17 protein-coding genes and 1 pseudogene are annotated in these 19,528 nt (G+C 65.0%); 7 read left to right on the top strand and 11 right to left on the bottom strand.

Translation table 11 applies throughout. The features are described from left to right. Window positions 1–36: 36 nt before the first annotated feature. Window positions 37–1,440: an MATE family efflux transporter gene (locus EN846_RS03195; RefSeq protein ID WP_127392174.1), complete on the bottom strand. Its 1,404-nt coding sequence runs from the start codon at window positions 1,438–1,440 to the stop codon at window positions 37–39. A gap of 209 nt (window positions 1,441–1,649) precedes the next feature. Here EN846_RS03195 and EN846_RS03200 point away from each other — a divergent pair, with 209 nt between their 5' ends. The 6 genes from EN846_RS03200 (at window position 1,650) to ugpC (ending at window position 8,060) form a co-directional block, all read left to right on the top strand. After that, window positions 1,650–2,567 carry an AraC family transcriptional regulator gene (locus EN846_RS03200; RefSeq protein WP_127392173.1) on the top strand — a complete coding sequence of 306 codons (918 nt, stop codon included), beginning with the start codon at window positions 1,650–1,652 and terminating at the stop codon, window positions 2,565–2,567. A gap of 240 nt (window positions 2,568–2,807) precedes the next feature. Continuing rightward, window positions 2,808–4,082, top strand: coding sequence for an extracellular solute-binding protein (locus tag EN846_RS03205; RefSeq protein ID WP_127392172.1), 1,275 nt, complete (start codon window positions 2,808–2,810; stop codon window positions 4,080–4,082). 110 nt (window positions 4,083–4,192) lie between these two features. Next, window positions 4,193–5,059 (top strand): sugar ABC transporter permease, encoded by an 867-nt coding sequence (locus EN846_RS03210; RefSeq protein WP_127392171.1) that lies wholly within the window; start codon window positions 4,193–4,195, stop codon window positions 5,057–5,059. Window positions 5,060–5,070: 11 nt separating this feature from the next. Continuing rightward, entirely contained in the window at window positions 5,071–5,883 is an 813-nt protein-coding gene (locus EN846_RS03215; RefSeq protein WP_127392170.1) for a carbohydrate ABC transporter permease, read from the top strand. Window positions 5,884–5,898: 15 nt separating this feature from the next. Next, window positions 5,899–6,945 carry an NAD(P)-dependent alcohol dehydrogenase gene (locus EN846_RS03220; protein ID WP_127392169.1) on the top strand — a complete coding sequence of 349 codons (1,047 nt, stop codon included), beginning with the start codon at window positions 5,899–5,901 and terminating at the stop codon, window positions 6,943–6,945. Window positions 6,946–6,947: 2 nt separating this feature from the next. Further along, the gene (gene ugpC / locus EN846_RS03225) at window positions 6,948–8,060 is read left to right on the top strand and encodes a sn-glycerol-3-phosphate ABC transporter ATP-binding protein UgpC (protein WP_128346439.1); all 1,113 of its coding nucleotides are present in this window, start codon (window positions 6,948–6,950) and stop codon (window positions 8,058–8,060) included. Here ugpC and EN846_RS03230 read toward each other — a convergent pair. The 9 genes and pseudogenes from EN846_RS03230 to gcvA all read right to left on the bottom strand — a co-directional run bounded on the left by EN846_RS03230 (window position 8,053) and on the right by gcvA (window position 18,067). Continuing rightward, window positions 8,053–9,628, bottom strand: a pseudogene (locus tag EN846_RS03230) (FGGY-family carbohydrate kinase). The gene ugpC and the pseudogene EN846_RS03230 sit on opposite strands and share 8 nt — an antisense overlap. Further along, window positions 9,625–10,308, bottom strand: a complete 684-nt coding sequence (locus EN846_RS03235) for an HAD family hydrolase (protein WP_127392243.1) — start codon at window positions 10,306–10,308, stop codon at window positions 9,625–9,627. The pseudogene EN846_RS03230 and the gene EN846_RS03235 overlap by 4 nt, the downstream one beginning before the upstream one ends. Before the next feature lie 20 nt (window positions 10,309–10,328). Continuing rightward, window positions 10,329–11,807: a mannitol dehydrogenase family protein gene (locus tag EN846_RS03240; protein ID WP_127392242.1), complete on the bottom strand. Its 1,479-nt coding sequence runs from the start codon at window positions 11,805–11,807 to the stop codon at window positions 10,329–10,331. 173 nt (window positions 11,808–11,980) lie between these two features. Beyond that, on the bottom strand, window positions 11,981–12,751 hold the full coding sequence (locus EN846_RS03245; RefSeq protein ID WP_127392241.1) for an L-iditol 2-dehydrogenase: 771 nt from the start codon (window positions 12,749–12,751) through the stop codon (window positions 11,981–11,983). Beyond that, window positions 12,748–13,752 carry an ABC transporter ATP-binding protein gene (locus EN846_RS03250; protein ID WP_127392240.1) on the bottom strand — a complete coding sequence of 335 codons (1,005 nt, stop codon included), beginning with the start codon at window positions 13,750–13,752 and terminating at the stop codon, window positions 12,748–12,750. The genes EN846_RS03245 and EN846_RS03250 overlap by 4 nt, the downstream gene beginning before the upstream one ends. Before the next feature lie 52 nt (window positions 13,753–13,804). After that, window positions 13,805–14,629 carry a carbohydrate ABC transporter permease gene (locus tag EN846_RS03255; RefSeq protein ID WP_126057038.1) on the bottom strand — a complete coding sequence of 275 codons (825 nt, stop codon included), beginning with the start codon at window positions 14,627–14,629 and terminating at the stop codon, window positions 13,805–13,807. Between the two features lie 11 nt (window positions 14,630–14,640). Beyond that, on the bottom strand, window positions 14,641–15,513 hold the full coding sequence (locus EN846_RS03260) for a sugar ABC transporter permease (protein ID WP_126057039.1): 873 nt from the start codon (window positions 15,511–15,513) through the stop codon (window positions 14,641–14,643). Window positions 15,514–15,652: 139 nt separating this feature from the next. Further along, window positions 15,653–16,963 (bottom strand): sugar ABC transporter substrate-binding protein, encoded by a 1,311-nt coding sequence (locus EN846_RS03265; protein ID WP_127392239.1) that lies wholly within the window; start codon window positions 16,961–16,963, stop codon window positions 15,653–15,655. A gap of 195 nt (window positions 16,964–17,158) precedes the next feature. Beyond that, window positions 17,159–18,067: a transcriptional regulator GcvA gene (gene gcvA / locus EN846_RS03270; RefSeq protein ID WP_135859559.1), complete on the bottom strand. Its 909-nt coding sequence runs from the start codon at window positions 18,065–18,067 to the stop codon at window positions 17,159–17,161. 110 nt (window positions 18,068–18,177) lie between these two features. On the opposite strand from gcvA, the gene EN846_RS03275 reads away from it, so the two are divergent. Further along, a complete protein-coding gene (locus tag EN846_RS03275) occupies window positions 18,178–18,363 on the top strand; it encodes a hypothetical protein (protein WP_127392246.1) in 186 nt (61 codons plus the stop codon). Between the two features lie 74 nt (window positions 18,364–18,437). On the opposite strand, the gene EN846_RS03280 is transcribed toward EN846_RS03275, so the two are convergent. After that, window positions 18,438–19,394 (bottom strand): sugar-binding transcriptional regulator, encoded by a 957-nt coding sequence (locus EN846_RS03280; RefSeq protein ID WP_127392237.1) that lies wholly within the window; start codon window positions 19,392–19,394, stop codon window positions 18,438–18,440. Window positions 19,395–19,528: the final 134 nt, after the last annotated feature.

Here is a 19,528-nt window from a genome sequence, read left to right on the forward strand (position 1 = left end):
AACGGCCGCGGGGCGACGCGCGGCCTTTCTGTTGGATCAATGCCTGAAGGCGAGCTGCGGCGTGATGCGGTCGCGCCGCAGCCAGCGCGCCAGCAGAAGCGCGGCCACCACCGCCAGCCCCGATGCCAGGCCGATCCAGATGCCGACGCCGTTGAAGCCGAAATGGAAGGCGAGCAGCACGCCGAGCGGCAGGCCGATGCCCCAATAGCCGATCGCGGCATAGATCATCGGCACCTTGGTGTCGTGCAGACCGCGCAGCATGCCGGCCGCCACCGCCTGCGCGCCATCGAAGACCTGGAACAGTGCCGCAAACACCAGGAAGGAGACCGCAAGCGCGATCACCCTGGCATTGGCCGGATCGCTCAGATCGATGAAGGCGCTGATCAGCAAATGCGGCCAGAGAACCATCACCAGCCCCATCAACGCCATGGAGGAAACGCCGATGACGAAAGCGGTCCAGCCGGCGCGCGAGACGCCCTCCGGGTTGCCGGCCCCATGAGCCAAGCCAACGCGCACGGTGACGGCCTGGTTGAGGCCGAGCGGAACCATGAAGGAGATCGAGGCGATCTGGATGGCGATGGCGTGCGCGGCCAGCGAGCCCGCGTCGATCAGGCCCATCAGCAATGCCGCCGCGTTGAAGATCGTCACCTCGAAGGCGAGGATGCCGGCGATCGGCAGGCCGAGCCTGAGCAGGCCCTTGAAGCGCGGCCAGTCGGAGCGCCAGAAGCGGCCGAACAGGTGGTAGCGGCGGAATTTTTTCTCCACGAGCAGCACCGCCGCCAGGCCGCAGAACATCAGTGTGCTGGACAGCGTGGTGGCGAGGCCGGAGCCGGAAATGCCCATCGCAGCGACGCCGAGATTGCCGAACATGAACACCCAGTTGAAGAAGGCGTTGCAGGCGACGGCGACGAAGACGATGACCAGCGCCCAGCCCGGCCGCTCCAGCGCCGAGATGAAGGAACGCAGCACGATATAGCCGTAGAAGGGCAGCACCGCCCATTCCAGCCAGCGCAGATAGATGCCGGCCTGATGCGCCAGCCTGGGGTCCTGGCCCATCGCCAGAAGCACGCTCTCGCCGTGCCAAAGGAAGACCCAGATCGGGATCGAGATCAGGATCGCCAGCCACAGGCCCTGGCGCACGGTGCGGCGCAGGTCGCGCACCGAATGGCGGCGGCGACCGAGCTCGGTCGCCATCATCGGCGAGGTCGCCAGCATCAGGCCGAGACCGAAGATCAGCGGCATGAAATAGAGGTTGGCGCCGAGCGCGCCGGCTGCCAGCGTGTCCGGCCCCAGCCGACCCATCATCATGACGTCGGTCGCGGTCATGGCGGTCTGGCCGAGATTCGTCAGCACCATCGGCCAGGCAAGCGCAAGCGTTGCCCTGATTTCCTGACGCCAAAGATTTTCCGGCGCGCGAGCGCCGGCTTCGATCGCAGACATTGTCCTGCTCTTCAGACCACGGCGCGTCGGGACAGAGCCCGGAAGCCGCACACAAACGGCGCAAAATGGCGCCGTTTGCGTCGTCTATTGAACGAAATGCGACATGAAGGCAAGGGAGGACGGGCGGCGAACCATTGAGCCAGCGGCGCCGGCGCCTCGTTCACTTGCCGCGCGGAGCCTGCTACGGGTTTCCGGGACGGGAGGAATGGATGACGTTCAGGCAAAGGAAAAATACCGCCGCGATCCCGCGCACCGTGCCCTCCTTCGAGCACATCGTCACCGAAGCGAGCGACAGCTTCCTGTGGCGTCTGGACGACTATCCGTGGGAACGCAACGTCTGGAACTTCCATCCGGAATACGAAATCCATTTGCTCAGGAAATCGTCGGGCGTGGCGCTGGTGGGCGATCATATCGGCGAGTTCGGGCCGGGTTACCTGGCGATCGTCGGCGGTGGCCTGCCGCATGACTGGGTGACGGCCGTGCAGCCTGGCGAGCTAATCGAAGGGCGCGATATCGTGTTGCAGTTCGATCCGCAGCGGCTGCGCGGCTCGGCGGGCCTGCTGCCGGAGCTGCGCGAGCTGGAGCCGTTCCTGGAGCGGTCGCTGCGCGGCATGGTCTTCCACGGACAGACGGCGATCGACGGCGCCGCGCTGATGGAACGGATGGGCACGGTGCACGGGCTGCCAAGGCTCTGCCTGTTCCTCGAGCTGGTCGACCTCTTGGCCAGCACCGATCAATACGAGCTGTTGTCGTCGCCGGATTTCTCGCCGCTGCTCGACGCCCAATCGCTCGACATCATCCAGCGCACGCTGACCTATCTGTTCCAGCACTTCGCCGAGGACCTGAAGCTGCCGGATGTGGCGGAGCTGGCCGGGATGAGCGAAAGCACATTTTCGCGCTTCTTCCAGAAGAACACAGGCAACAGCTTCAGCGACCATGTCGCCAAACTCAGGCTGTGGCAGGCCTGCAAGCTGCTCTCCGATACCGACGTCCCAATCACCGACATCTGCTTCCAGGTCGGCTACATGAACATTTCCAACTTCAACCGCGCCTTCCTGCGCAAGCACAAGATGACGCCGTCATCCTACCGCAAGCTGTCGCGGCAGCGGCTGGCGATGCGGGCCTGATCCGGTCGAGAACCGACTCCCAAAACAGCACTGATACTCGTGTGACAGGTCGGTCCCGCCTTGGCGGTTTTTTGCGCCGCACAATGCATAAAAGTACAGGTTTACTGCAACGGGGCTTCTAGCCTCCCCCTTAGCAACTCCTCATTTTGGCGACGGGTGGCAAGTCGCTCGGGCGACGGTGAGGGTCGCTTAGCCCGAGGACAGCCGCTTCCCGCGACGATTCCTGGAGGAGAAAAACCAATGAAATCAACTCGGCTCGCTGCCAGCCTGGGCGCAGCTTTCGTGCTTACCGCTTCCGCTTCAACGATGGCGCTGGCGCAGGCGCCGGTCTGCTCGGCGCCGGTCAAGGTGCTGGCGCAGCCGCGCGACGGACTGACGCTGCTGGAGGACTCCAAGGACGAGTTCAAGAAGCTCTCCGGCGCCGGCTTCCAGATCGACTACCTCAACGAGAACGACCGCCGGGCAAAGTCGCGCGCCGATGCGTCCACCGTCGGCAACTACAACGTCTACTATGTCGACGAAGCCAATGTCGCGCTGTTCGCGTCGTCCGGCTGGATCGCGCCGCTCGCCGATTATTATCCGGCTGAATATGATTTCGCCGATTTCGATCCCGGCCGGCAAAAGGTCGCCACCTATGACGGCAAGGTCTGGTTCGCGCCGCTGACCGGCGGCGGCGACCTGATGGTCTATCGCAAGGACATTCTGGAGGCCGCCGGCATCCAGCCGCCGAAGACGCTGGACGAGCTGCTCGCCGACGTGCCGAAGCTGACCAATGCCGACAAGGGCATGTATGGCATCGCGCTGCGCGGCGCGCGCGGCTCGGGCGCCAATGTCTGGCGCTGGATGCCCTACTTCAAGGCCTATGGTGGCAAGTGGTTCGACGGCGACAAGCCGGCTTTCAATTCGGATGCCGCGGTCAAGGCGACCGAGACCTACCTCAAGCTGTTCAAGGATTCGGCGCCCGGCACGCAGACCGGCAGCTGGGATGAATCGACCGGCGCCTTCCTATCTGGCCAGGTCGCCATCCTCGTCGAATCGACGCCGCTGTCGGGCATGGCGGTCGATCCGAAGACCTCGCAGGTGGTCGGCAAGGTCGGCTTCCTGCCGCCGCCCGCGCCATTGCCCGGCGGCGGCTACGGCCATGGCCTCGCCATCGCGACCAAGGCCAATCCGGACGACGCCTCGAAGAAGTGCGCCGGCTTGTTCGTCGCCTGGGCGACATCGAAGGAGAACGAGAAGCGCCGGCTCGACGCGCACCAGTTCGGCGAGCTCAACCGCACCAGCATCCTGTCCAGCAAGGAATTCGCCAACATCTACGGCGCCGATCTCGGCCAGGCGCTGGCCGAAACCGGCAAGGTGACGGCGGTGAACTTCTGGCAGGATCCGCGCTGGCCGGATCTCGGCGACCGCTGGGGCATCATCCTCGAAGAGCTGGTCACCGGCACGCGCACCGACATCAAGGGCAGCCTCAACGAGCTCGAGGCCTATGCCAACGAGCTGGTGAAGAAGAAGTAATTCCTCCCACCCGCGGCGCGCGGTCCACGGCATTCGCCGGAATGCCGGGACCTGCGCGCCGCGGATCTTCTCACGACCGCCAACACCCGAAAGGCCCGCGAGGATAGGCCATGCGCCGACGCTCTTTCCTGCCCGTCACTTTTCTCGTCCCGACGCTCGCCATTCTCCTGGTGCTGTCGATGGTGCCGACGCTCTACGCCATCGTCATCGCCCTGCAGAACCGCGAACTGAGCACGCCGGGCTATTCCTGGGTCTGGTTCTCGAACTTTGCCGACCTTTTCCTCGACCGCCGATTCCTCAACGCCGTCTGGGTCTCGGTCAAATGGGAGATCGTCACCGTCGTGGCGACCATGGTGGTCGCGATCGGCCTCGGCGTGCTGATGTTCGAAGTCGCGTCGCCGCGGCTGCGCAACATCTATTGCCTGCTGTTCATCATCCCGGTGCTTTTGCCGCGCGTTTCGGCGGCCTTCGTGTGGAAGTTCGCCTACCATCCGCTCTACGGCATCGCCACCTATCCCTACCGGCTGGTCACCGGCGGCCTGATCGTCGATCCGCTCTCCAAGGCCTCGACCGCCCTGTTCGCCGTCGCCTCGGTCGATGTCTGGCAGTGGGGTCTGTTCTTCGCGGTGATCGTGCTGAAGCTGCTCGAGACATTGCCGCCGCAGCCGATCGAGGCGGCGCGGCTCGACCATGCCAGGCGCTGGCAGATCCATGCCTACGTCACCCTGCCGATGCTCAAGGCGCCGCTGATCAGCCTGATGTTCGTCAAGATGATCGAGTCGCTGCGCTCCTTCGACCTGATCTATGTGATGACGCGCGGCGGGCCGGGCGTGGCGACCGAGACGCTCGACATGTACGCGTTCTCGCAAGGCTTCATCGAGTCCGGCAAGGTCTCCTACGCCTCGGCCATGGCGGTGCTGATGATGATCGCCACAGTGATCACCTTCACCATGCTGTGGAAGCGGGTGCAGGCATGAGGCGGTACCGCATGCGACCGGGCCGCTTGATCGCCAAGGCCATCCTGGCGCTGGCCGGATTCCTCGCCGTGTTCCCGCTCGTCTGGACGGCGCTCAACGCGCTGAAGAACAACGTCGACATCATCACGCGGGTGCCGCGCCTGGTGTTCACGCCGACGCTTGCCAACATCAGCTACATAATCGGCCGCGACAGCGTGATGACCGGGCTCTACAACTCGGTCGTCGCCTGCGGCTTGGCCGTGCTGATCGGCGTCGTTCTCGGCCTGCCGGCGGCCTACGCGGTGGCGCGCTATCCCAACCGCTTCGCCGGCGACATCCAGTTCTTCGTCTTGTCGCTGCGCTTCCTGCCGCCGGTGGCGGTGGCCATTCCGCTGATGGTGATCTGGCTGCAGATCGGCCTCTACGACACGCTGCCGGCGCTGATCGTCACCTATTCGCTGCTCACCATATCGGTGATCATGTGGCTCGCCATTCCGGCCTTCCAAAGCGTGCCGAAGGAAATCGAGGAAGCGGCCTTCGTCGACGGCTACGGCGCCTATTCGGTGTTCTGGCGGATCGCGCTGCCGGTCGCGGCGCGCTCGCTCGCCGGCGCCATCGCGTTCAGCTTCGTGCTGGTCTGGAACGAGTTCCTGATCGCGCTGATGCTGTCCAGCTCCAACGCCAAGACGCTGCCGATCGTCGCTTCGGAATTGTCGCAGCAAGGCATGAACGTGCCGTGGGGCATCCTCAATGCCTCGGTCGTGCTCCTGTCGCTGCCGCCGCTGCTGTTCCTCGGCGTGCTCAGCGGCTTCCTGAATACCGTTTTCCGGCAAAAGAAGACTTGATGCGAGGATTACCCGATGCAGGCACTGGTACTTGAGAAAAAGGGCGAGCTGTCGCTGCGCGAGATCGCGCTGCCGCTCGATGTCGGACCGGACGACGTCAGGATCGCCATCCACACCGTCGGCGTCTGCGGCAGCGACGTGCACTACTACACGCACGGCGCCATCGGCAGCTACATAGTGCGCCAGCCGATGGTGCTCGGCCATGAGGCGTCAGGCACGATCATCGAGGTCGGCGCCAACGTCGCGAGCCTGAAGGTCGGCGACCGCGTCTGCATGGAGCCCGGCGTGCCGAACCTGTCGTCGCGCGCGACCAAGCTCGGCATCTACAATGTCGATCCGGACGTGCGTTTCTGGGCGACGCCGCCGGTGCATGGCGTGCTTGCGCCTTTCGCGGTGCATCCGGCGGCCTTCACCTACAAATTGCCGGACAATGTCTCCTTCGCCGAAGGCGCCATGGTCGAACCCTTCGCCATCGGCATGCAGGCAGCGGCGCGGGCGCGCATCGTGCCCGGCGATGTCGCCGTCGTCGTCGGCTGCGGCCCGATCGGCATCATGATCGCGCTGGCAGCGCTGGCAGGCGGCTGCTCGAAGGTGCTGATCTCCGACTTCTCGGCGCCCAAGCTGAAGATCGCCGCGCAGTATCAAGGCATCGTGCCGGTCAACATCGGCGAGCAGTCGCTGGTCGACGCCGTCGCGGCTGCGACCGACAGTTGGGGCGCCGACATCGTATTCGAAGCCAGCGGCAACCCGAAAGCCTTCGCCAATTTGTTCGACATCGTGCGGCCAGGCGGCGCGGTGGTGCTGGTCGGACTGCCGGTGGAGCCGGTCAGCCTCGACGTGCCGGCGGCGATCTCGAAGGAAGCCCGCATCGAGACGGTGTTCCGCTACGCCAACATCTTCGACCGCGCCCTGCAATTGATCGCCTCCGGCAAGGTCGACCTCAAGCCGCTGATCACCGGCACCTATGATTTCTCCGACAGCATCAAGGCCTTCGAGCGGGCGGCCGAGGGCAACCCGCAGGACGTCAAGCTGCAGATCCTGCTTACCGGCGAGAAGGGCTGACCATGTCCGCGATCGTTTGCTCCCATGTCGACAAGGCCTACGGCGCAACCGCCGTCATCCGAGATCTCAATCTCAGCATAGAAGAGCACGAATTCGTCGTGTTCCTCGGCCCGTCAGGCTGCGGCAAGTCCACGCTGCTCAGGCTGCTCGCCGGGCTGGAGGACATCACTGGCGGCGAGGTCTCGATCGGCGGCAAGGTGGTCAACGACCTCGAGCCCGGCGACCGCGGCATCGCCATGGTGTTCCAGAACTACGCGCTCTATCCGCATATGACGATCTTCGACAACATCGCCTTCGGGCTGCGACGGCAGAAAGTGCCGGCGGCGGAGATCGTGAAACGGGTCGAGGCGGTTTCCCGGACGCTGGGGCTCGACCCCTATCTCGGCCGCAAGCCGGCCGAGCTTTCCGGCGGCCAGCAGCAGCGCGTGGCGATCGCTCGCGCCATGATCAAGACACCGAAAGTGTTCCTGTTCGACGAGCCGCTGTCCAATCTCGACGCCAAGCTGCGCAACCATATGCGCATCGAGATCGCAAGGCTGCACCAGTCGCTGAAGACGACGACCGTCTACGTCACCCACGACCAGCTCGAGGCGATGACGCTGGCCGACCGCATCGTGCTGCTCAGGGATGGCGTCATCGAGCAGGTCGGCTCGCCGGCGGAGATCTATCGCCGGCCCGGCAACCTGTTCGTGGCCGGCTTCATCGGCACGCCGAACATGAATTTCGTCGAGGTGACGGTCGGCCGCGCGGGAGGTGGCTGGTCGCTGACCGGCGCCGGAACGGTGCTTTCGCTGGACGGCTCGGCCTTCCATCTCCAGCATGGCGATCGCGCCGTGCTCGGGATCCGGCCTCCCGACCTGAAGACGGCAGGCGCCGATGCCGGGCGGAACCTGCTGCAGGGCAGCGCGGACCTCATCGAATTCCACGGCAATGACGCGCTGGTGACGTTCGGCTCCGGCGGCAAGGAGATCAGCGCGCTGGTGCCGGCGCGCGAATGCCCGGCGTTGCGCGCGCCTGTGCGCTACACATTCGACGAGGAAAGCATCCATCTGTTCGACGCGACATCCGGCGCCTCGCTGCGCAAGCCGGAACGAAACGGCAGCCTGCTCAGCTGATCGCGTCGAGCGCCTGCCGCTGCCGGTGCATCTCCAGGAAGATGCGGTAGTCGCGGTCGAAGCGGGCGCCGGCCGCCGGATTGGCGGCGCGCTTCCTGCCGCCCTGCTGCATGGCGACACAGGCGGCGTTCAGATCAGGGTAGAGCCCGGCGGCGGTGGCCGCCACCATACCGGTGCCGAGCAACACCGCCTCGTCGGCCAGCGGCTCGATCACGGTGCAGCCGGTGGCATCGGCGTAGAGTTCCATCAGCAGCGGGTTCTTGGTGTGGCCGCCGGTGACGTGCAGCGTGTCGATCAAATAGCCGTTCTCGTTCAGCGCTTCCAGCACGTGGCGCACACCGAGCGCGATGCCGACGGCGGTGCGCCAGTAGAGCTTGCACAGGCTGTCGAAGGAGGAGTCCAGCGTCAGGCCGCTGACGACGCCGACGGCGTGCGGGTCGGCCAGCGGCGAGCGGTTGCCGTGGAAATCCGGCAGCACGTGCAGCCTCGCCGCTAATGCCTCGCCCTCGGCGGCGCGCAGTTCGGCGACGCGGCTGGCGATCCTGGCATGCATCGCTGTATTCGGCTCGCCGCCGGCGCCATGCCAGCGGATGATGTGGTCGAGCAGCGCGCCGGTGGCCGACTGGCCGCCTTCCGAGAGCCAGAGCGTCGGCAGCGCCGCGCCATAATAGGGCCCCCAGACGCCGGCGAAGGGCTGCGGGTCGGGCGACATCGCCATGACGCAGGAGGAGGTGCCGGCGATCAGCGCCAGATGTCGGCTGATGTTCTTCTGGTCGCCGGCAAAGCCGCCGAGCACGCCGAGCGCGCCGGCATAGGCGTCGATGACGCCGGCGCCGACCCGGCACTTTTCGCCCAGGCCAAGCTCGGCCGCCGCTTGCGCCGTCAACGGGCCGATATCGGCGCCGACCGGGCTGGCCTTCTCCGTGCTCGAACAAATCGCCGAGGCCGACGGTCTCGAAGAAGTCGCGCCGCCAGCTTGTCTGCTCATGCGCCAGATAGGTCCATTTGGCGGTCAGCGTGCATTGCGAACGCGCCAGCGACCTGGTCGCCTTCCAGGTCAGGAAATCGGTGAGGTCGAACAGATAGCCGGCTTCGTTCCATGTCGCGGGCAGATGGCGCTTCAGCCACATCAGCTTCGGCGTCGCCATTTCCGGCGACATGACGCCGCCGATATAGTCGAGCACGGCGTGGCCGCTCGCCGTGCACTCGTCGGCCTCGGCGATGGCCCGGTGGTCGAGCCAGACGATGGTGTCCCAGCGCTTTTCGCCGGTGACCGACACGCTGAGCTGTTCGCTATCCCTACCTCGCACCACGAGCGAGCAGGTGGCGTCGAAGGAAATGCCGACGACATCATCGGCCGCGATCCCCGCCTTGGCGACGGCGGCGCGCACGGCCTTGCAGACCGCCGACCAGATATCGCGCGAATCATGCTCGGCGTGATCGGCCTTGGGCTGATGCATGGCGATCGGATGATCGGCGCGCCCGAGCAAGGTGCCATTGACGTCGAGAATGCCCGCGCGGGCGCTCCCGGTGCCGACATCGACCGCGCAAACGAAACTGTTGGTCAAGATGCTTTTACTCTCGCTCCCAGGCCTGCAATCAGATCGGGCAATTGCAGCATGTCAGCGAATATAAAGTCCGGTTCGGTCGACGCAAGCCGCGCTTTCAAGGCGGGGTTGTCGGCATGCGAGCCGCCGGTGAAGGCAAAGACACGCATGCCCGCCGCGCGGGCCGCGGCGACGCCGGCCGGGCTGTCCTCGATGACCAGGCATTTGCGCGGTTTTGCCCGCATGCAGGCAGCGGCATGAAGGAAAAGGTCCGGCGCCGGCTTGCCGCGCTTGACCATGGCGGCGCTGAACAGATGCGGTTCCAGAAGGCCGAGCAGTCCGGTGACATCGAGCGCGTAGCGGATGCGCTCCAGCGTGCCGGAAGAGGCGACGCAGAACGGCAGGCCAAGTCTCGGCAGCACCTCCCTGATGCCGGGGATCGGCTTCAACTCCTCACGGAATTTGCGCATCAGGTCGACGCGCATCGCGGTGAGGTGCTGGTCGCTGATCTCGAGCCCGAACTCGCTGCCGAGGATCTCGCGCACGCTCTTCATGCTCTTGCCGAGGAAATGCTCGTAGGCGGCATCCTCCGAGACCGTACCACCCGCGAGCGCGATCATGCCGAGCAGTGCCGAGACCGAAAGCGCCTCGCTGTCGACCAGCACGCCGTCGCAGTCGAAGATGACCAGTTCGGGCGTCATCCTGGCTGCTTCCGGTGGCTTCAGAGCTTGCCGGCGAGATGGCGCGTCAGCGTCTCGCGCGCGCCGTTTGCCCACAAGACGTTGAGCGCATGGGCAAAAGCCTCGGCGAAGGCGGCGGAGCGGCCGACATCGCCATAGATGTCCTCCATGGCCAGCCAGGCGCCGGGCGCATCCTTCGCCGCCCTGGCGGTCGCCTGCAGGCGATCCCAATTCGGATCGTTGGGCTCGATGACGACGCCACTGTCGGTGGTGCCGAAGCAGTAGCGGCACCACAGCGCCGATTCCAACGCGAGGCCGGCGACGCCCTTGCCCGCCTTCAGCCGGTCGGCAATGGTCGGGATGATGAATTTCGGCTGCCGGTTGGAGCCGTCGAGGCAGAGCCGGCGGATGGTGTCGCCGATCTTGGGGTTGGAGAAGCGGCGCTCGATGAGCTGGTAATAGTCCTCCAGAACCGTGTCCGGCACCGGCGGCACGGTCGGGATGATCTCGTCGCGTTCCAGCTTGGCGAGGAAGCCGCGCACCAGCGGCTCCTGCATCGCCTCGTGGACGAAGTGGATGTCCATCAGCCCGGCCGGATAGGCGATTGTGGCATGACCGCCATTGAGGATGCGGATCTTCATCAACTCGTAGGGCGCGACATCGCCGACGAACTGCACGCCGACCTTTTCCAGCGCCGGCCGTCCGGCGGTGAAATGATCCTCCAGCACCCATTGGCGGAACGGCTCGCAGAACACCGGCCAGTTGTCCTCCAGTCCGAAATCGCTGGCCAGGATGCCGCGCTCGCGGTCTGTCGTGGCCGGCGTGATGCGGTCGACCATGCCGTTCGGAAAGGCGACGTTGTCCCGTACCCAGTTGGCCAGATCCTCGTCGATCAGCCGCGCCAGGCCGATGACGCCGTCGGAGGTGACATGGCCGTTATGGGGGATGTTGTCGCAGGACATGACGGTGAACGGCACGATGCCGTCGGCGCGGCGGCGCACCAGCCCCGCAAGGATGAGGCCGAATACGGTCTTCGGCTCCGCACCCGGCTGAGCATCGGCGACGATGTCGGGATGGGTCGGGTTGAAGACACCGGAAGCCGGATCGATGAAATAGCCGCCTTCGGTAATGGTCAGCGAGACGATCCGGATCGCCGGGTCGGCAAGCTGCTCGATGATCGCGGCCGCTTCGCCCGGCATCAGGAAATCGATCATGGCGCCGGTGACGCGGGCGCTCATATGGCCTTGGTCCTGCTCGACCACCGTGGTCAGCCAGTCCTGTTCCTCGAGCTTGCCGCGGCCGATCTTCTCGCCGGCGAAGACGCCGGCGCCGATCAGTGCCCAGTCGTGGCCGAGGCCCGCGTTGAACAGGTCGTCGAGATAGGCGGCCTGGTGCGAGCGATGAAAATTGCCGACGCCGAAATGCACGATCCCGGCCTTGAGCCTGGCGCGGTCATAGTTCGGACCGGAGACCTTCGGGGGGAGCTTGGCGAGGTTTGAGGAAGAGAGTTTCACGGTCATCTGCTTTTACCCTTTGGCCGATACATGGCCTGACAATTCTCCCAACCCTCGGGAGAAGGAGCGGCAGCGAGGGGCGGCATTTGCCTGCCAGCATTCATGCCGCCCCCGCATGCCCCGGCGGCAGCCTCTCCCCGGAGGAAGGGAGAGGCGCCTTTCCCCTCAACTCATCCCCGTCAACTCATCCATTGGCCGCCGTCGACATTGTAGGTCTGGGCGACAATGTATTCGGCCTCGTCGCTGGCCAGGAACACGGCCATGCCGGCGAGGTCTTCCGGCTTGCCCATGCGCCCGTAGGGTACGCCCTCGCCGACCAGCCGCTTCTTCTCGCCCTTCGGCCGGTTCTCGTATCTGGCGAACAGCGCATCGACGTGGTCCCACATGTCGCTGTCGACGACGCCGGGAGCGATGCCGTTGACGTTGATGCGGTGCTTGATCAGATCGAGCCCAGCCGACTGGGTGAGCGAGATAACGGCGGCCTTGGTGGCGCAGTAGACGGCGACCAGCGGCTCGCCGCGCCGGCCGGCCTGGCTTGCCATGTTGATGATCCGGCCGCCCTTGCCCCTGGCGATCATCGAACGGGCAGCCGCCTGCAGCATGAACAGCGTGCCGGCGACGTTGACCGAAAACAGCTTGTCGTAGCTCGCCCTGGTTATCTCGACGATCGGCGCGAGGTCGAAGATGGCGGCGTTGTTGATCAATATGTCGAGGCCGCCGGTCCTGGTCTCCACTGCTTTCACCGCCGCCTCGATGGAGGCCTGATCGGTGACGTCCAGCTTGACGGCGTAGGCCTTGTCGCCGATAGCGGCCGCCGTCTTTTCGGCCGCCGCCAGATCGATGTCGGCAACCGCCACTGTCGCACCCTCGCGCGCGTAGGCTTCGGCGAACGCCCTGCCGATGCCGCGCGCCGACCCGGTGATCAGCGCCGATTTGCCTTTGAGCCTCACCGGGCCATCGCCTTTCCGTCCGGGCCAAAGCGATGCAGCTTGGCCTGGTCGGGCGTCAGATAGATGGTGTCGCCATGATGGACCGCGAGCTCGCCGTCGGCGCGCACCGTCAAGGTGCCGACGCTGTCGGCATGGACATGCAGGAAAGTATCGGAACCGAGATGCTCGGCGACGCCGACGGATGCCTTCCAGTCGCCCGCCGTGGTCGAGATGTTCATGTGTTCGGGGCGGATACCGATGGTCTTGGCGCTGTATTTCGCCGCCGGCGCGCCTTCGATCAGGTTCATCTTCGGCGAGCCGATGAAGCCGGCGACGAACAGGTTCTTCGGCGTCTTGTAGAGCTCCATCGGCGAGCCGACCTGCTCGACATTGCCGGCGTTGAGCACGACGATCTTGTCGGCCATGGTCATGGCCTCGACCTGGTCGTGGGTGACGTAGATCATCGTCGTCTTGAGCTGGTGGTGCAGTTCGCTGATCTCGAGGCGCATGGTGCCGCGAAGTGCGGCGTCGAGGTTGGAGAGCGGCTCGTCGAACAGGAAGGCGGAAGGCTGGCGCACGATGGCGCGGCCGATGGCGACGCGCTGGCGCTGGCCGCCGGAGAGCTGGCCCGGACGACGCTCGAGGTAGTTGGTGAGGTTGAGCACCCGCGCGGCGTCCTTGACCTTCTTGTCGATGGTCGCCTGGTCCTCGCCCGCCATCTTCAGCGGGAAGGCGATGTTCTTGGCGACCGTCATGTGCGGATAGAGCGCATAGGACTGGAACACCATGGCCAGCTTGCGCTTGGCCGGCGCCTCGCCGGTGACGTCGCGGCCGTCGATATTGATGGTGCCGCCGCTGGTGTCCTCCAGCCCGGCGATCAGCCTGAGCAGCGTGGACTTGCCGCAGCCCGACGGACCGACGAACACGACGAACTCGCCATCCTCGATGACCAGGTCGATGTTCGGAATGATCGTCGTCGACCCAAAGGATTTGGAGACGTTCTTGAGCGTGATGTTTCCCATGGTTTCCTCCCCGAGGGATTATTGTCCGTCGTCCGCCGCTTGCGGCGCCCTACTACTTCACCGCGCCGAATGTCAGGCCGCGCACCAGCTGCTTCTGGCTGAACCAGCCCATGATCAGGATCGGCGCGATGGCCAGCGTCGAGGCCGCCGACAGCTTGGCCCAGAACAGGCCTTGCGGGCTGGAGAAGGAGCTGATGAAGGCGGTCAGCGGCGCCGCCTCGGTGGTGGTCAACCGGATCGTCCAGAAGGCTTCGTTCCAGGCCAGGATGATGTTCAAGAGCATGGTCGAGGCAATGCCCGGCACCGCCATCGGGGTGAGCACATAGACGATCTCGTTCCACAGCGAGGCGCCGTCCATGCGCGCAGCCTCCAGGATCTCGCCCGGGATCTCGCGGAAATAGGTGTAGAGCATCCACACCACGATCGGCAGGTTGATCAGCATCAGCATGACCATCAGACCGACGCGGCTGTCGAGCAAGCCGGTGTCGCGGAAGATCAGGTAGATCGGGAACAGCACCGCGACCGCCGGCATCATCTTGGTGGACAGCATCCACATCAGGATGTCCTTGGTGCGCTTGGTCGGCGAGAAGGCCATCGACCAGGCCGCCGGGATGGCGATGATGAGCGCCAGGATGGTCGAGCCAACCGACAGGATCACCGAATTCAGGAAGAACTTGAAATAACCGCTCTGCGCCTGGACCTCGGAATAGCTCTCGAACGTCCCCGAAGGGATCAGGGCGAAGCCCTGGATCGCCTCCTGCTCCGATTTGAACGAAGTGATGATCGTGTAGAGGATCGGGAAGAAGATCAGCAGGGCGACGATCCAGGCCGCCACCGTGGCGATCGTCTTGTGCTGGGTGGTGACTGCGCGTGCCATCTTATCCTCCCTTACTTATCGAGGTTCTTGCCGACTGCGCGCATGGCGAAGAAGGCGACGATGTTGGCGAGAATGACGGCGATCACGCCACCGGCGGACGCCTGGCCGATTTTGAATTCGAGCAGCGCCTTCTGATAGACGAGGAAGGGCAGGTTGGTGGAGGCGTAGCCGGGGCCGCCATTGGTGGTGACCAGGATCTCGGCGTAGACCGAGAGCAGGAAGATCGTCTGGATCAGGATGACGACGGTGATGGCGCGCGACATGTGCGGCAGCGTCAGATAGATGAAGCGGCTGAGGAAGCCGGCGCCGTCCATCTCGGCCGCCTCCTTCTGCTCGCCGTCGAGCGACTGCAGCGAGGTCAACAGGATCAGCGTGGCGAAGGGCAGCCACTGCCAGGCGACGATGATGATGACGGCGGTCAGCGGATGCTGGCCGAACCAGTCGATCGGCTGGCCGCCGAAGAAGCGCGCAATATCGGCGAAGACGCCGTATTGCGGGTGCATAATCATGTTCTTCCAGACCAGCGCCGCTACCGGCGGCATGACGAAGAACGGCGAGATGACGAGGATGCGGACGATGCCTTGTCCCCACATCGGCTGGTCGATGAGCATCGCCAGGAGGATGCCGCCGACCACCGTGATCACCAGCACGCTGACGACGATGGTCAGCGTGTTGAGAATGGCCGCAAAGAATGCCGGGTTGGAGTAGAACAGCTTGTAGTTGGAGAACCAGACAAAACCGTCGCGGATCGGGTTCAGCGGATTGTATTGCAGGAACGAGAACCAGAGCGTGAAGGCAAGCGGCACGATCATCCAGACGAACAGTAGGATCACCGATGGCGCCATCATGAAGCGGGCAAGCGAACGGGTCTGCTGAGTAGCCATGACGGTCACCCTCCAAATGTCAGCCGGATTTTAGAGTTGTTTCACAATTTCCGAGATTGTGAAGGTGGCCGCCCGACTGGGATTCGGGCGGCCAATGCCGGTCATGATGCGCTACCGGCGTTCGGCACCGGGAGGAGCCTTACTTGATGTAGCCGCCTTCGGTCATCGCCGCGGTGGCTGCGTCCTGAGCCTGCTTCAGCGCGTCGTCGACGCTCGACTGGCCGGCGAGTGCCGCCGAGAACAGCTGGCCGACAGTGGTGCCGAGACCCTGGAACTCAGGAATGGCGACGAACTGCACGCCGACATAGGGCACCGGCTTGACCGTCGGATGCGTCGGGTCGGCCGCGTTGATGGAGTCCAGCGTCATCTTGGCGAAGGGCGCCGCCTTCTGGTACTCGGCGTTGTTGTAGAGCGAGGTGCGCGTTCCCGGCGGAACGTTGGCCCAGCCTTCCTTCGCCGCGACCAGATCGAGATAGCCCTTCGAGGTTGCCCAGGAGACGAACTTCTCGGCCGCTTCCGCCTTCTGCGTGCCGGCGGGAATTGCCAGCGACCATGCCCACAGCCAGTTGCCGCGCTTGCCCAGGCCATTGTCGGGCGCCAGCGCATAGCCGACCTTGTCGGCGACGGTGGAGTTCTTCGGGTCTGAGACGAAGGAGGCGGCGACGGTGGCGTCGATCCACATGCCGCACTTGCCCTGCTGGAACAGCGCCAGGTTCTCGTTGAAGCCGTTGGACGAGGCGCCCTCGGGACCGTCGGCCTTCATCAGGTCGACATAGAACTGCAGCGTGTTCTTCCATTCGGGCTGGTCGAACTGCGGCTTCCAGTTCTCGTCGAACCAGCGGGCGCCGAAGGAGTTCGACATGGCGGTCAGGAAGGCCATGTTCTCGCCCCAGCCGGCCTTGCCGCGGAGGCAGACGCCGTTCACGCCGTTGGCGCGGTCGGTCATCTTGTCGGCGGCCTGCTTGATGAAGTCCCAGGTCGGCGCATCGGGCATGGTCAGCCCGGCCTTCTCCATCAGGTCCTTGCGGTACATGACGAAGGAGCTCTCGCCGTAGAAGGGCGCGGCATAGAGCTTGCCGTCGACCGACAGGCCGCCGGCGATGGCCGGAATGATGTCCTTGGTGTCGTAGTCGTCGCCGAGCTTGTCGAGCGGCAGCAGCCAGCTTTGCTTGGCCCAGATCGGAACCTCGTAGGTGCCGATGGTCATGACGTCGTACTGGCCGCCCTTGGTGGCGATGTCGGTGGTGACGCGCTCGCGCAGCACGTTTTCCTCGAGCGTGACCCAGTTCAGCTGGATGTCGGGGTTCTTCTTGGTGAAGTCGTCGGTCAGCTTCTGCATGCGGACCATATCGCCATTGTTGACGGTGGCGATGGTGATGGATTCGGCGTGCGCGGCGAACGCAAGAGCGCTGGCCGACAACAGGCCCAGGGTGAGCGTGCGAAGTTTCATCAAATTCCTCCCATAAACCAAGTGAGCATTTGCCTTGGCTGTGAGCAATTACTCATCTGGTGTGAATTATGTCAAGCCGGATTCGATGCTGCAGCGCAGCACAAGTGACCCCTGCGCCGACACGCAAAAGCGCACGGTCGGATGGCATGAAGAGGCGCCGGCGGGGTTGGCCAGGGACGGGTTTTGGCGATCAGCCTATTGGCAGGCGATCTCGGCCAGGATCCAGTCGCGGAAGGCGCGGATCTTCGGCACGTTGCGGCGCGCCGTCGGATAGACCAGCCAATAGGCATGGCCATCGTCGCCGACCAGATCGAAAGGCTGGATCAGGCGGCCGTCGGCGAGCTCCGCCTTGAACAGCGCCCTGGTCACGATCGCCACGCCCTGGCCGGCGATCGCGGCATTGGCCTCATAGGCCTGGGCGCCCATGCTGGTGTTGGGGCGCCTGGCCAGTTCCTCGACCGGCAGGCCGGCGGCGGTGAACCAGTCCCGCCACCAGATGTCGCCGGGATCGAGGATCGGCAGGCGCAGGAGATCGGCCGGCTCCCTGACGCCGCCGATGCTGGCGGCAAGCTCCGGGCTGAGCACAGGGGTGAAATCGGCATTGAACAGCCTGTGCACCTCGACGCCCGGCCAGGTGCCGCCGCCCGAGCGGATGGCGATGTCGATGTCCTCGCGGGCGAAGTCGACCAGGCGGTTCGAGGTGTCGAGGCGGACGGCGAGCGAGGGATGCGCGACCTGGAAGGAGCCGAGATGCCGGGCAAGCCAGTTGGAAGCAAAGGTGAGCAGCGTCGAGACGCAGAGCACGCCGTCGGCGCCGCCGCGGGCCGCGGCATAGGCGCCGCTCAACAGGGCGAAGGCCTCGCTGACCGCCGGCGCCAGGCGCTGACCGGCTTCGGTCAGCACGATCTGCTTGGGCTTGCGCAGGAACAGCGGCGAGCCGACGCGCTCCTCGAGCAGCTTGATCTGGTAGCTCGCCGCGGCTTGCGTCATGCCGAGCTCGGTTGCCGCCTTGGTGAAGGAGAGATGCCGCGCCACCGCCTCGAAGACCCGGATCGCGGCGAGCGGCGGGAGCTGGGCGAGCTGCCGTGAGCTGAGTTCGGGCATAAGGGCTCCTTATGGGCCGTGATCGACGTTTGATTGGTCGCAGCGGCCGATCGGACCGATATCTGGGGTCGACGACACCTCTCGTCCAGACATAGCGAAGGCTGACGATGATGACCACGGTACAGGAAAAACTGCTTCTCGTTCCAGGCCAGGCTTGGTTTTCATGGCTTGCGCGTGGATTTGCGCACCATCGGGCGAAGCGGCGGGCCTATCTCGACATCAGGGAGCTGTCACCGCACCTGCAGCGCGACATGGGCTTGCTGGACGGCAACGGCAATTTCGATCCCTACAATTAGGCCCTGCTGATTTTATCGGAGATCGGAGCGCCTGCTGGCTTGGCGCATGAACGGCTCCGAACCCGAGGCGCAGATCATACGCCAAGCAAGGCTGTCGCGGTTCGCTCGTCGGTGATGAGGCCGTTGACCAGACGCCGGTTCACGGCGGCGAGGATGCCGGGCAATTTGCGCTCGCCCATGGCGAGCGCAATGACCAGCGACCTTTCGCGCGACGGCAACGCCGCCGAAGAGACGCGGTCATTGGTGATGCCGTCGATCATGCGGCCCTCGCGGTCGAACACCCAGCCGACGATCTCGGCGATGCCGCCGGCTTTCTGCAGCGACTTCAACTCGCCCTCGGAAATGAAGCCGTCCTCGTAGAGCGGGGCCTTGGGGCCGAGATCACCGATGCCGACGAAGGTAACGTCGGCTTCCGCCGCCAGTGCCAGCGTCGGCTGGATCATCGGCTGGCTGAGCAGCATGTCGCGCTCTTCCGGCGAGGAGGCGATGACCGGCAGCGGCATCGGGAAGGAGCGCGCCTTGACCCTGTCGGCCATGGTGAAGATGACGTTGTAGAAGGCGGCGGAGCCGTCCGGCGAGATGTTGCCGGTCAACGACACCACCTTGTGCTGCGGGCATTCCATCGGCGGCAGTTGCTCGATCGCCGCCTTCAGCGTGCGCCCGGTGCCGATCGCCATGACCAGGGGTTCCGGGGAACGCAGCCGCCGCTCGATTTCCGCAGCCGCCGCCTCGGCGACGCCGATCGTCGTCGAGGACGAGGTGGGATCGCTCGGCACCACTTCGACCAGATCGAGCGCGAAGCGCGATTTGAGCCGCGCTGCCAGGTCGAGGCAATTGGCGATCGGATGGTCGACACGCACCTTGATCAGCCCTTCCGAGACCGCCAGCGACACCAGCCGCTGCGCTGTCTGGCGGGAAATGCCAAGCGTCAAGGCGATCTGGTCCTGCGTGTTGCCGGCAACATAATACAGCCAGCCGGCGCGCGCCGCGTCGTCCAACCGGTTGCTGCCGCTGTCCTGCCGCGAATTCACTTCTGCCTCCCAAACCCGCCCAACAGTGCGCGGGACCACTAGCTTACAGGGAATGTGCCAACGCGCAATTGTCTATCGGCAGGGCAATTGCCTGCACTTGCGATGTGACCTGGAGTGGGGACGGCGGCAAAGGA

It is taken from the genome of Mesorhizobium sp. M4B.F.Ca.ET.203.01.1.1 (assembly GCF_004791025.1).
Classification (GTDB): Bacteria; Pseudomonadota; Alphaproteobacteria; order Rhizobiales; family Rhizobiaceae; genus Mesorhizobium; species Mesorhizobium abyssinicae.